At 44.5% G+C, this 11,533-nt stretch carries 14 protein-coding genes and 2 pseudogenes; 10 read left to right on the top strand and 6 right to left on the bottom strand.

Translation table 11 applies throughout. From position 1 onward, the window contains the following. Nucleotides 1-151 precede the first annotated feature (151 nt). The 3 genes and pseudogenes from QUA04_RS30095 to ctpA all read left to right on the top strand — a co-directional run bounded on the left by QUA04_RS30095 (nucleotide 152) and on the right by ctpA (nucleotide 1,932). A complete protein-coding gene (locus tag QUA04_RS30095; RefSeq protein WP_445242380.1) occupies nucleotides 152-346 on the top strand; it encodes a transposase in 195 nt (64 codons plus the stop codon). 113 nt (nucleotides 347-459) lie between these two features. After that, nucleotides 460-588 (top strand): annotated as a pseudogene (locus QUA04_RS26820) (transposase); the annotation flags it as partial. 105 nt (nucleotides 589-693) lie between these two features. After that, the gene (gene ctpA, locus QUA04_RS26815) at nucleotides 694-1,932 is read left to right on the top strand and encodes a carboxyl-terminal processing protease CtpA (protein ID WP_333263003.1); all 1,239 of its coding nucleotides are present in this window, start codon (nucleotides 694-696) and stop codon (nucleotides 1,930-1,932) included. Between the two features lie 227 nt (nucleotides 1,933-2,159). On the opposite strand, the gene QUA04_RS26810 is transcribed toward ctpA, so the two are convergent. Both QUA04_RS26810 and psaM read right to left on the bottom strand, forming a co-directional pair. After that, nucleotides 2,160-2,576, bottom strand: a complete 417-nt coding sequence (locus QUA04_RS26810) for a slr1601 family putative cell division protein (RefSeq protein WP_333263000.1) — start codon at nucleotides 2,574-2,576, stop codon at nucleotides 2,160-2,162. Between the two features lie 284 nt (nucleotides 2,577-2,860). Further along, nucleotides 2,861-2,956, bottom strand: a complete 96-nt coding sequence (psaM, locus tag QUA04_RS26805; RefSeq protein WP_015174804.1) for a photosystem I reaction center subunit XII — start codon at nucleotides 2,954-2,956, stop codon at nucleotides 2,861-2,863. A gap of 41 nt (nucleotides 2,957-2,997) precedes the next feature. Here psaM and QUA04_RS26800 point away from each other — a divergent pair, with 41 nt between their 5' ends. From QUA04_RS26800 to QUA04_RS26790, 3 genes and pseudogenes are all read left to right on the top strand, one after another. Continuing rightward, a complete protein-coding gene (locus tag QUA04_RS26800; protein WP_333262997.1) occupies nucleotides 2,998-3,330 on the top strand; it encodes a hypothetical protein in 333 nt (110 codons plus the stop codon). A gap of 95 nt (nucleotides 3,331-3,425) precedes the next feature. After that, entirely contained in the window at nucleotides 3,426-4,196 is a 771-nt protein-coding gene (locus QUA04_RS26795; RefSeq protein ID WP_333262994.1) for a TerC family protein, read from the top strand. A 142-nt stretch (nucleotides 4,197-4,338) separates the two neighbouring features. Beyond that, nucleotides 4,339-4,513 (top strand): annotated as a pseudogene (locus QUA04_RS26790) (Uma2 family endonuclease); the annotation flags it as partial. A 113-nt stretch (nucleotides 4,514-4,626) separates the two neighbouring features. Here the strand turns inward: QUA04_RS26790 and QUA04_RS26785 are convergent. Further along, complete coding sequence (locus tag QUA04_RS26785; RefSeq protein ID WP_333262991.1) at nucleotides 4,627-5,043, bottom strand: hypothetical protein; 417 nt, start codon at nucleotides 5,041-5,043, stop codon at nucleotides 4,627-4,629. Nucleotides 5,044-5,174: 131 nt separating this feature from the next. Continuing rightward, a complete protein-coding gene (locus tag QUA04_RS26780; protein ID WP_333262988.1) occupies nucleotides 5,175-5,684 on the bottom strand; it encodes an HNH endonuclease signature motif containing protein in 510 nt (169 codons plus the stop codon). 122 nt (nucleotides 5,685-5,806) lie between these two features. On the opposite strand from QUA04_RS26780, the gene QUA04_RS26775 reads away from it, so the two are divergent. Both QUA04_RS26775 and QUA04_RS26770 read left to right on the top strand, forming a co-directional pair. After that, on the top strand, nucleotides 5,807-5,971 hold the full coding sequence (locus QUA04_RS26775; RefSeq protein WP_333262985.1) for an element excision factor XisH family protein: 165 nt from the start codon (nucleotides 5,807-5,809) through the stop codon (nucleotides 5,969-5,971). Between the two features lie 65 nt (nucleotides 5,972-6,036). Next, the gene (locus tag QUA04_RS26770; protein WP_333262982.1) at nucleotides 6,037-6,372 is read left to right on the top strand and encodes an element excision factor XisI family protein; all 336 of its coding nucleotides are present in this window, start codon (nucleotides 6,037-6,039) and stop codon (nucleotides 6,370-6,372) included. Nucleotides 6,373-6,461: 89 nt separating this feature from the next. On the opposite strand, the gene QUA04_RS26765 is transcribed toward QUA04_RS26770, so the two are convergent. Then, entirely contained in the window at nucleotides 6,462-7,550 is a 1,089-nt protein-coding gene (locus QUA04_RS26765) for an ABC transporter ATP-binding protein (RefSeq protein ID WP_333262979.1), read from the bottom strand. 126 nt (nucleotides 7,551-7,676) lie between these two features. Between QUA04_RS26765 and QUA04_RS26760 the strand changes: the two genes are divergently transcribed. Together QUA04_RS26760 and QUA04_RS26755 are read left to right on the top strand one after the other, a co-directional pair. Next, the gene (locus QUA04_RS26760) at nucleotides 7,677-9,383 is read left to right on the top strand and encodes an iron ABC transporter permease (RefSeq protein WP_333262977.1); all 1,707 of its coding nucleotides are present in this window, start codon (nucleotides 7,677-7,679) and stop codon (nucleotides 9,381-9,383) included. Between the two features lie 231 nt (nucleotides 9,384-9,614). Continuing rightward, nucleotides 9,615-10,136: a pentapeptide repeat-containing protein gene (locus QUA04_RS26755; RefSeq protein WP_333262974.1), complete on the top strand. Its 522-nt coding sequence runs from the start codon at nucleotides 9,615-9,617 to the stop codon at nucleotides 10,134-10,136. A gap of 65 nt (nucleotides 10,137-10,201) precedes the next feature. On the opposite strand, the gene QUA04_RS26750 is transcribed toward QUA04_RS26755, so the two are convergent. Beyond that, nucleotides 10,202-11,251 carry a Fe(3+) ABC transporter substrate-binding protein gene (locus tag QUA04_RS26750; RefSeq protein ID WP_333262971.1) on the bottom strand — a complete coding sequence of 350 codons (1,050 nt, stop codon included), beginning with the start codon at nucleotides 11,249-11,251 and terminating at the stop codon, nucleotides 10,202-10,204. Nucleotides 11,252-11,533 lie beyond the last annotated feature (282 nt).

Raw genomic sequence — 11,533 nt, 5'->3', positions numbered from 1 at the left:
AAATCTATCTTTAGTTGAGTTTGAATATATCGATCGCTCCTGTTCTTAGTTTGCGATCGATTATTCAGCAAACCCTACTTAAACGGCTTAATTGGTAAATCACGAAAAGCTGCTTTAGTATTTTTACTCATCGCAAAAGTGACACGCTCCCATTGGTGAACGACTGCAACAGATTATTTACGATGTCTGTAATGAAAACCGATGCTGCATCATCGCGATGAAGATTATGCCGGATCACGTTCATCTGTTTATCAATGCTAAGCCAATAGATGACCGGGCTACAATTATCAGGAAGATTAAAGGAAGAGCGTCAATCGATTGCGCGATTTTAGATTTTAGATTTTAGATTTTAGATTGACCCCACGGATAAATTCGGGGGGCAAGTTTCATCTGATACAGGTTTTTTATTTCTGGACGGATGAATCCGGGGGCTTGTATCCTGGATGCTTTCGGTCACATCATTTGAGAAAGGAGTTTCCTGAACTCCTTAAATTGCCTACTTTATGGACGCCCACCTATTTTGTTTCGACTGCTGGGAATATTGGCACGGAAACTGTTAAACCGTACATTGAGGCACAAAGAGATTAGGCAGGATTTATCCTGCAACGCCCTTTCATACCTGGACTAAAGTCACAGGGTTTTCAGGGTATGTTTTATAAAATGTAATACTTACTGGTATTTTACAGAAAAATCATGCACAGACGAGTTTTCCAGATTGCGATTTTACTTTCCCTCCAAGTCGTCCTAGTTCTAGGTGGGTGGGCGCAGCCTGCCGCGGCCCTAACTCCTGAACAGCAGCTATTGAGCGAAGCGTGGCGAATTGTCAATCGCTCTTATGTGGATGACAAATTCAACAATCACAATTGGTGGTCGATTCGCGAAAAAGCTGTCAAGCAACCGCTCAACGACAGACAGCAGACTTACACGGCTATTCAGGGGATGCTGGCGAATCTCGACGACCCGTTCACTCGACTGCTGAAACCCGAACAGTACCGCAGCTTGCAGGTTAACACTTCGGGAGAATTGACGGGAGTGGGGCTGCAAATTGCGATCGACCCCCAGACAAATACCCTGACAGTGGTGGCTCCTTTGGCCGGCTCACCGGCGGATAAAGCTGGCATCCAACCCCTCGATCGCATTCTAAAAATTGACGGCACTCCTACCTCAGAATTGAGCCTAGACGAAGCAGCAACTCGAATGCGCGGCCGCATCGGCACTCCCGTTACCTTGACCTTGGGGCGCGAGGGAAGGGACGCTGCTGAGGAAATTGAGCTAGTGCGCGATCGCATTGCTCTGAATCCGGTTTACGCCGAATTGCAGTCGGGGTCGGAGAATTTACCGGTGGGCTACATTCGCTTGAGTCAATTCAGCGCTAACGCCACTGAGGAAGTCGGCCGCGCGATCGACCGCTTGGAAAAACAAGGAGCCGCTGCCTACATTCTCGACCTGCGAAACAACCCGGGGGGACTGTTGCAAGCAGGGATTGAAATTGCCCGCCTGTGGCTCGATTCCGGGACGATCGTCTACACGGTGAACAGACAAGGCATCCTCGGCAGTTTTGAAGCCTCTGGAAAAGCCCTAACTAACGATCCACTGATTGTTTTGGTGAACAAGGGAACTGCCAGTGCTAGCGAAATTTTGGCGGGTGCGCTGCAAGATAACGGCAGAGCTCAACTGGTAGGAGAAAAGACTTTTGGCAAAGGACTGATTCAGTCGCTGTTTGATTTGTCTGACGGTTCCGGGTTGGCTGTGACTGTTGCTAAGTACGAGACACCTAACCATAAAGATATTAACAAGCTGGGGATTGCGCCCGATCGCGTAGTGCCTTTGGAACCTATAGCGCGCGATCAGATTGGCACCGAAGCAGACTTGCAATATCAAGCTGCACTGCAACTACTGAAAGAAACAACCGTGCTGGCAAAGTCAGTATAAGCCGGAGTTTGAAGTTTTGAGCTTGCAGCAGGGCGTCAATAGACCGGTCTATGTCTGTCTCTGCGTTTCGTTCGCAAGGACAGACAACAATGATCCTAAAAACTCTTTAAGTCAAAAGTGATATTCACGTCCGACAGATTCATCTGTCATTCTTCGCTGTGCGAAGCAATGACATCCAAGAATGATGCACATCGGACGTGATATCAAAACCCAAAACAGGCGTTCTCTTAAGGTTCGGGGGTTGAGTCCTCGGCTTCGGGTACCTCGGTTTCTTGCAAAATCACCGGACGCTGCTGCGGGTCAACTTGGTTGCTTTGCTCTTGCATCACAGTTTTAGCAAGACTAGGGTCAAAGTAGCGGTTAAAGTCCGATCGCGACTGATTTACTCGCCCTTGGGTAAGATTGACTTCAGCTTGGATTTCGTGCAATTTTTCTTGCACCGCCCGGTAGTGAGGCCAAAGCTGAACCAAAGCAGAAGTGGCACAGACTGAAAGTACCATGTTGACTGCCAACTTGACCCCTGTTTCGGCCGCGAGGGTTTGGTGAGGGTAAGAACGCTGGCGGCTGCTGCTGCGACGAGGAGTAACCCGAGGGGAGTTTTTTACAGGACGCAGTGGGGTAACGGTGGGTTGAATCGCTTGCATAATTTTTTTTCAAATACCTGAGACTGACGTTTTAGAGTTCAAAAGAGCAAATTCTGAGCTTAACGCACACTCGCCGCTGTTTGTCAGGGTGCTGACAGCCAAAATTGTGAGACAAAGGTGATGCGTGAAGACGGAATTTCTCCATAAAAATGCCTGCCCTTGCAGTCTCGTCTTGCTGAACACAAACAATCTACTGCACTGGGGCAGCAATTGTCTGTATCTGTAATGCGAGAGATTTAACTGGTCAGGCAGGCGTTTTGCGGTTCGCAACTGGTGTCTGGAAACTATTTGTACAGTTCAGTTGACAACCGGAAAGCCAAGATTCCGGGAATCAAAGCAATTACGAGCGCTACGTAGACTTGGGTATCTGTTAAAGACATATTCGCAAAACTCCTTTTCGCGGGGACGAGCTTTCACCAATTTGAGACAAATTGGCGCTTTTGGGAATCATTTGTTACAACTTGCAACACAAATGGTGCGTCCGGGGAGGAGTGACGCAGTGGCGCAGTGGCGCAGTGGCGCAGTTTTTGAGTGTCGGAGGGCGAGAATTTTGGTGTTGCATAATTGCGGGATGATTTTGATTGTTTTGTGGGATGGGCGCAGTATCCCGAAGGCGTGTATTTTCGCAGGCGGGACGCCTAACCCACAAGAAGCCGCCTCAAGTTGTGCAACGCCAGAATTTTTCCTTGTTTCCTGGGACTGCTTCCTTCGGACGTTGTTCGGACGATCGCCTCCCACAGAATTACCGCGTTAGGTTAAGATTTAAGTGAAGGTGACACTAATGTTAGACAGAGCGGGTAATTTGCGCTGCGCTCGACCCTTGCCAATTTTAGGTGCACAAAATAGTTAATGCTAGATCAATTTCTCGACGCTTCACCCAATTTTGGAGTTGACGGCTTTTTATTATTGTTGGTTTTGGTGGCTTTGGAGGCTGTACTTTCGGCTGACAACGCGATCGCCCTGGCGTCTATTTCTAAAGGTTTGGAAGATGCCAAGCAACAGCAAAAGGCTCTCAACGTTGGTTTGATAATTGCTTTTGTACTGCGGATAGCCCTAATTTTAACGGCTACTTGGGTGATCCAATACTGGCAGTTTGAACTGCTTGGTGCTCTCTACCTGCTGTGGCTTGTTTTCCAACATTTTACTTCAGATACAGACTCCGACGGAGAACATCATGGGCCCAGATTTGCCTCGGTGTGGCAAGCAATTCCCATGATTGCTTTTACGGATTTAGCATTTTCATTGGATAGCGTTACTACTGCGATCGCCGTTTCTGACAACACTTTTATCGTCGTAACAGGCGCTACTATTGGAATTATTGCCCTGCGATTCATGGCAGGATTGTTCATCCGCTGGCTGGATGAGTTCGTTCACCTAGAAAGTGCTGGTTACATCACAGTTGGGTTCGTGGGAATGCGGTTGTTGGTGAAAGTAATTAATCCGGATTTAGTTCCTCCGCAATGGCTGCTAGTTTCCAGTATCGTCTTGATGTTTGTCTGGGGATTTTCTAAGCGTACTCCCGAACCTGTCGAGATTGCAAAATCTCTAGAAATGGCTCTGAATCAGCCGGATTCAGAAGTTGCTGTGCGAGAATCGCAAGGACAGAAGTCCGAAAATTAACATACTTTCATTTGAATAAAAGTAGCTTAAATCTGTCAAACCAACAAGATTAAAGGCTGGTTAAAACCTGCAAAAGCCTTTCATCCCGGTGACTTGAGTCTGGGGATGAAAGGCTTTTCTTTTGTAATATTGTTTCCTTGACTACCCGATCAAACTTATAGGAGTACAATTGGGCCTATGGGAAGGCAGTTATCAAAATCAGACTCAGCAATGGTTGCGCTGGTGGGATAGCGAGGGGAATTTGTTGCTGACGGGAGTGGCGGCATATTGGCGATCGCGCAGAAGAGCAAACCCAACGGGATGCGATTCCCCTTTTGGAAAAAGCGATCGCGGCGATGGCAAAGAAAGATGAGGTTTCGCGGTTCAGGTTGCGGAAAGTTGAATGATGAAGGTTTTGGGGAGTCGGCAGATTGTTGAGACGGTTTTAATTTCAGTCTCGACTTACATTAATGCAACGAAGATATCCACCCTTATCAAAACTGTACTCAAATTTATAAAAGCTAGAATTAAGAGCCTTATATTTAACTCCTTCCTTTTGACCATTAACCCATTCAACGAAGTTATTCTCTACCCCTCGTCCGCCTGAAAAATAGAATGTGAATGCTATTTTTGCAATAAGCTTATCTCTACTAATTCGATCGGAAGCAAAAGTGTAGAAATTATTGTAAGTCGCACCAGCTCCACCAGCCGTCTCTAGGAGAAGTTCATAGCGTCCGGGCTTAAGCCAGATACCTTGAACTGTTGACTCACAATTTACTACTTGTCTCTCAACTGGCCTAGCTACTGCTCCAGTTACAGCATGAATAACCATGCAACTAGCGAGCGTAAAAATTTCTAATTTCTTCATTCTTCAACTTCTATCTATAATCATGATTTTCTACCATTGGCGTGGTTGGCGTTGGCAGCAAAGGAAAAGCAGAAAGACGCTTCGCCGTTCCGTGGCGGGAAAGTTGGGTTGCGTCAACGAACCTTATCTGTTTATTCAATGTCTTCTGCAAGTTGCCATTTAGAAATAAACTGTTGTCCTTCTTCCGTTAATTCGTACCACATCTTTTCTGTACCTCTTGCTGACACTGTAAATGGTCCTCTGTCAGGTTGAGGAAGTAGTAGTTTATCTCGAATCAAAAACATCAATAGAATATCTGTATTTTTATCCTGTGGAAGGTTAATGAATCGATCATCAGAATTTTCAACAAAATACAGTAAAATCCTACGCTCGTAATCACCATACCTGCTGTTTACGATAGAAAGATTATGCTTGTACATCTTGATTGATTTTCTGTCTATGTCACCGTCGTGCGCTTTTCTATGACAGTTAGGACACAGGGCTATAAGGTTATCAAATTCGTGGTTTTGGCAAGTTTCCCAAGGAACGATATGGTGTATATCCACAGGTGTTTGTTTGCATGTAGGAATAGCGCATCTGTGTCCCGATTCCATCTTCACTTCTCTTTCCAAAGCTGCTGGTATTGCGGGTCTCTTATTCATAATGCTTAGCCTAATTTATTCTATAATTTACCAGATATTTTATTTCATGTCAATATCAACTCAAAAAAAGAGGAGATTACGGCTGAAAACCTTATTATTTCGTATAGATTTGCAACTATGAGATGCGCCAGACTTCGATTCACCATCAGTTATTAGCGAACTGGAAAAAACGATGTCTGCGTAGGCTTTACCAATGGGCATTGGAAGGCCAAGAACCGGAGCGTCAGTTGTTTTTAGCTGTGAGCCAAGCGAGCTACATTAAATACTTTCAAAAACCAATTTTTTAGTTACCCGTCCAATGAAATAAAATCAATTTATTAGTTTACGAACCAAATCAAGAGGTGATTCTCCAATGGATAACTCACTAAGCTATGCAGACATCCTCGAAAAAACCCTGCAAGAAGCAACTCGCGCCCAACCCCGTTTACAGGCGATCCAGCTTTACCCCGTCTGTGATGTCGATTCTGGTCACTTTCTGGTTCTGGCTACAGGCTGGGATAAACAGCGCTGGATTGACACGATTCTGTTTCATGCTCGTTTAGTCGATAATCAAGTTGTAATTGAAGAAGATAACTTCGAGGAAGGTCTAAGCCAAGCGCTGATTGCAGCGGGTATAAAAGCAGAGGATATCGTGACTAGCCCCTTCCCTGACAACCGCGATAGACAGAAAACCTATCAGACAGTATAACGAAGAAGGAAGAGGGGGAAACTGGGAGATGGGAAGAAGGGGAGGATTTTTTCCCAATTAGCAATTAGCAATTAGGAATTAGCAATTAGCTATGGCTTAGGCTTACCGACAAAGAAAGCTAAGGGAGAATTCTCACCACAAGATAACCGAACTTTAGAACCAATGGGAAAAACATTTCCTGTGGTTGTGAGTGCATATAACATTTCGCCAGAAGGTGTTTTTAAACAATAACGATTTTCTCTGCCTAAGAATTGGCGATCGCAAATCACAACAGGCGAATCTTCATCTAAGTATAAACTCAAGTCTTCCTGCCGGATCATCAATTCTCCTTGAGTAGAAACATCACAGGGAACTTGTGAACCTGAATCTCGTTTAACAGCAAAACAACCTACTTCTGTTTCCCAAAAATCCTGCTTCAGCGATGCAGACACAAAATTAGCTTGCGTCACAAACTCAGCCACAAATCGAGATGCTGGTTCTTGATAAACTTCCTCTGGAGTGCCAAACTGTTCTAATTGGCCTTGACGCATCACCGCTACCCAATCAGAAATCGAAAGTGCTTCTTCGCGATCGTGGGTGACAAATACACCAGAGGTTCCCGTTGCTTTGAGAATCTCGCGGACTTCCTGACGCAATCTTAACCGTACTTGTACATCTAAATTACTCAACGGTTCATCTAGTAAAATAATCGCAGGTCTAGGGGCTAAAGCACGGGCCAAGGCTACTCGCTGTTGCTGACCCCCCGATAATTCATGGGGATAACGGTTTTCTAATCCTTCTAATCCCACCAACGCTAAAGCTTCTGCGACACCTTTCTGAATATTCTGCTTTGACTCTTTTCCTTGATGCGTCAAGCCAAAAGCTACATTTTTCGCTACTGTCAAATGGGGGAAGAGTGCATAGTCTTGAAACACCATACCAATGTCTCGCTGTTCCGGCGGCACTGACATATTAACACTCGCTACAGTTTTTCCTGCTAAAGCGATCGTCCCTGCTTGTAGCTGTTCAAAACCAGCAATTAACCGCAGCAATGTTGTTTTCCCACAACCCGATGGCCCCAACAACCCCAGTATATCTCCTTGATGTAATGTCAGGGTGACAGATGCCACCGCAGGTGATGCTGCTTGGGAATACTGTTTTGTTACACCATCCAAATGCAGAATTATAGGTGGAGCCATTATTGCTATAAATAATCAACAACTTACTATTCTACAATAAACCAGTTTAGTGAGATAAATTGTCATCAAGACTTGACAAATGTTTACACCTACTGATAAAGTAGCAAGCTAGACTTTTTACTAGCGATGAAAAATTCCCAACAATCACTACAGCAAACAGGAATCAGGACAATCCAATGGCGATCGACCTTACGCGGTCTATTCGCTAGTGGGTGGACTGTGGCAATTATCGCTTTAGCATTGCCGATCGCCATACCAGTTCTCAGTGTCTTATCCAGTATCTTTGTTGAAGCTAAAGATACATGGCAACATTTAACTGATACCGTGTTAATCCGTTATATTGTCAACTCTTTATGGTTAGCGATCGGTGTCGGCTGTGGTGTTGTCGCGATCGGCATAGGATGTGCCTGGCTAGTAACAATGTGTCGCTTTCGCGCCAGTCGCGTATTTGAATGGGCATTACTGTTACCCTTAGCGGCCCCAGCTTATGTGTTAGCTTATACTTATACAGACTTTTTAGAATTTTCCGGCCCAGTTCAAAGTGCTTTGCGTTATATTTTTGGCTGGAGTTATGGAGACTATTGGTTTCCTAACGTGCGATCGCTCCCGGGAGCAATCTTAATGCTAATCTTAGTTTTATATCCCTACGTCTACCTATTAACAAGAGTTGCATTTTTGGAGCAATCCACTTGTACGCTAGAAGCTAGTAGAATACTGGGCTGTAGTCCTTGGCGGAGTTTTATTACAGTTGCCTTACCAATGGCAAGACCCGCAATTGTTGCAGGTTTAGCACTGGCTTTGATGGAAACTCTCAACGATTATGGCACTGTTCAGTATTTTGGAGTTGATACATTCACCACAGGTATTTATCGGACTTGGTTTGGCATGGGAGAACGAATTGCAGCAAATCAATTAGCTGCCATGCTATTATTATTTGTTCTGGGTTTAATTTTAGTAGAACGCTGGTCGCGCAGTCGGACTAAATATTATCAAGCTAGCAGTCGCTATCGCCAACTGCAAACTTATCAGCTTAAAGGAATCCGGGAATTTTTAGCGGTAATGGCTTGTTTCCTGCCGCTATTTTTGGGTTTTTTATTGCCAGCAGGTCTTTTAGTCAAGTTGACCTTAGCAAATTGGCAAGTAACCTTAGATGAACGCTTTTGGATATTTGCCCGTCATAGTTTAATTTTGGCAACACTGACAGCAATTTTAGCCGTAGTTATTGCGTTGATTATGGCTTATGGCTTACGGTTATATCCTAATTTAGGAGTGCAGTTAGGAACTAGAGTTGCAGCAATGGGCTATGCTGTACCTGGTTCTGTCATTGCAGTGGGGATTATGGTTCCCATTGGAAATTTTGACAATCTATTTGATAGTTGGATGCGTGAAAACTTGGGAATTTCTACAGGCTTGTTGTTAAGTGGTACGATCGCAGCTTTGGTATTTGCTTATATAGTTCGCTTCCTCGCTGTTTCTTTAAATGCCGTGGAGTCCAGTTTGAGCAAAATTAAGCCTAATTTAGATGATGCGGCGAGAAGTTTGGGTTATAGTCCGATGCAAACTTTAGTTACAGTTCATACACCAATGATGACGGGAGGTTTATTAACTGCTATAATGTTAGTATTCGTTGATGTGATGAAAGAGTTACCTGCTACTATAATTATTAGACCTTTTAACTTTGATACCTTGGCTGTGCGAACTTATCAACTTGCCTCAGATGAGCGATTAGCTGAAGCTTCTGGCCCAGCATTGGCAATTGTTTTAGTGGGGATGTTACCAGTTATTTTATTAAGTTGGAAAATTGCGCGATCGCGCCAGTCTTCAACACTATAACCGCCAAATCTCTTCCCTGCTTGCAGAGCTGATTGATTCTTTTAAAGCTATAGTCCGACAGGGGTTTCAACCCCTGTATCATAGCGAAAGTCGTCTTCAGACGACTATACAGCCAGGATTTCAGTCGGTTGAAACCGACTTTTGCTATTAGACAGGGAAGTTATTCCCTGGCGGGTTTCAGGAGAATGTATCAACCCTTCTTCCCTCTTCCTTTTTCATTCATAAATCAAGATGATTAATAAAAAATTAGCAATGTTACTCCGCACTACGGGCAAAATCTCTTTCTTACTACTTACTATTTTTGTCACCTTTGGATGTCAAAAACAGGCGACAAGCCCCCTCGAAACATTACAAAAAACTAAGCAATGTCCCGGATGTGACCTGACTGATACCAAGTTAAGTGACATGGATTTAACAAGCGCTAATCTCAATGGTGCTAAGTTGGAAGGTGCTGTGCTAGAAAAGGTCAAACTTAATGAAGCCTTACTCGATAGCGTCAATCTCAAAGGTGCAAATTTAAAAGGTGCTTCTCTGGAAAAAGCAGGTTTATTTTCTGCTGATCTCACAAATGCTGATTTGAGTAATGCAAATCTCAAGGGGGCTTTTTTGCGAGGTGCAAAACTGAATAATGCCAATCTTAGTAATGCCGATTTAAGTGAAACTGACTTAAATAGTGCTGATTTGACTGGGGCAAACCTGAAAGGGGCAAACCTGAAAGGCGCTATAATGCCGGATGGTAAAATTAAAAATTAAAGTTGATTGGATTCGGCGGTTTCAACCGCCGAATCACAAAGAGTAGCTTGTTGTTCAAAAAGCCTCTATTTCCATCCGGCGCGATCGGCAATCTTTAAAGCGTCGGCGTTATTTTTCCCAAACACGTCAGGGTTGAGAGGGTCAGATTTGAATGTACCAAAACTGGCAACCACAGGATCGATCACCGCACCTGAAATCACAGGGTATTCGTAATTACCCCTAGCAAAAATTTGTTGCGCTTCGGGACTGGCTAAGTGCTCCAAGAATTTGATCGCGCCTGCTTTGTTACGGGAGGTTTTGACTACACCTCCACCACTAATATTGACGTGGGTACCGCGATCGCGCTGGTTCGGGAAAAATACACCTACTTTCGCCGCGATCGCTTTTTCTGCTGGATCTTTCGATTTCATTAAGCGAGCTACATAATAGGTATTAACAATGGCAATATCGCCTACCCCATCAGCAACAGCCTTGATTTGCGCCGTATCATTTCCCTCTGGAGGACGCGCAAAATTAGCCACCAATCCTCGCGCCCAAGCTTCTGTTTTTTGAGCTCCATGAACCGCTAACATAGCCCCAACCAGAGACTGATTATAGATATTAGTGGACGATCGCACTAAAACTTTGCCTTTCCACCGAGGTTCTGTCAGCGCCTCATAGGTTGACAATTGGGTCGGGTTCACCTTGCTTTTGTTATAAACAATCACCCGTGCCCGACGCGATAGACCAAACCAGAAACCTTGAGGATCTCGCAAACTTGCTGGAATTGCCGATGTCAGGACTGTTGAAGACACAGGTTGCAGAATACCTGCTTGTTTTGCCCGCCACAAACGCCCACCATCCACCGTGATGAAAACATCAGCAGGGCTATTTGCACCTTCACTTCTGATCCGTTCAATTAGTTGGTCAGCATCCGCTTCAACGAGGTTAACCTTAATCCCAGTTTTTTTGGTGAAGCTTTGGTACAACTCATTATCAGTATCGTAGTGACGTGCTGAATAAAGGTTGAGAGTGCCGGTTTGGGCTGCGACAGGGGCTTTTTTGCTTAGTTCGCCCACTGCCACGACAGCCATTGCTGTACCGCTGGCAAGAAAAATACGCCGAGAAATGCTCATTGTTCTATAATGATAGATTTTTTCATCTGGTAATTGACACGATGGTCTCTCTACAGCCATCTATAGTCATTGCTTTACTATATTAATGCAAGTAATTCTTATTTGATGATCGAGATCGTAACTATTTTAGGGCTGACGCACTGCTGGTCACAAGTCCGGTCTCGACTTCGCTCAACCGGCAATTTTTTTTACGCAAAGACTTTGTTATAGAACCCATTTGAGATCTTTTTAATGATCGAGTAAAATCAGCAAGATAGAGAGCAATTTAAGCAGGTCAGGGCT

The organism is Microcoleus sp. S13_C5, assembly GCF_036700845.1.
In the GTDB taxonomy this organism is placed as follows: Bacteria; Cyanobacteriota; Cyanobacteriia; order Cyanobacteriales; family Microcoleaceae; genus Microcoleus.
This window is presented reverse-complemented; position numbering and strand designations above follow the sequence as displayed.

Bases quoted from the DNA above. Each gene is read 5' to 3' on its own strand.
- ctpA (WP_333263003.1), top strand. From the start codon at position 694: ATGCACAGACGAGTTTTCCAGATTGCGATTTTACTTTCCCTCCAAGTC.
- QUA04_RS26760 (WP_333262977.1), top strand. From the start codon at position 7,677: ATGAAAAATTCCCAACAATCACTACAGCAAACAGGAATCAGGACAATC.
- QUA04_RS26775 (WP_333262985.1), top strand. From the start codon at position 5,807: ATGCGCCAGACTTCGATTCACCATCAGTTATTAGCGAACTGGAAAAAA.
- QUA04_RS26810 (WP_333263000.1), bottom strand. From the start codon at position 2,576: ATGCAAGCGATTCAACCCACCGTTACCCCACTGCGTCCTGTAAAAAAC.
- psaM (WP_015174804.1), bottom strand. From the start codon at position 2,956: ATGTCTTTAACAGATACCCAAGTCTACGTAGCGCTCGTAATTGCTTTG.
- QUA04_RS26770 (WP_333262982.1), top strand. From the start codon at position 6,037: ATGGATAACTCACTAAGCTATGCAGACATCCTCGAAAAAACCCTGCAA.
- QUA04_RS26785 (WP_333262991.1), bottom strand. From the start codon at position 5,043: ATGAAGAAATTAGAAATTTTTACGCTCGCTAGTTGCATGGTTATTCAT.
- QUA04_RS26795 (WP_333262994.1), top strand. From the start codon at position 3,426: ATGCTAGATCAATTTCTCGACGCTTCACCCAATTTTGGAGTTGACGGC.
- QUA04_RS26755 (WP_333262974.1), top strand. From the start codon at position 9,615: ATGATTAATAAAAAATTAGCAATGTTACTCCGCACTACGGGCAAAATC.
- QUA04_RS26750 (WP_333262971.1), bottom strand. From the start codon at position 11,251: ATGAGCATTTCTCGGCGTATTTTTCTTGCCAGCGGTACAGCAATGGCT.
- QUA04_RS26780 (WP_333262988.1), bottom strand. From the start codon at position 5,684: ATGAATAAGAGACCCGCAATACCAGCAGCTTTGGAAAGAGAAGTGAAG.
- QUA04_RS26765 (WP_333262979.1), bottom strand. From the start codon at position 7,550: ATGGCTCCACCTATAATTCTGCATTTGGATGGTGTAACAAAACAGTAT.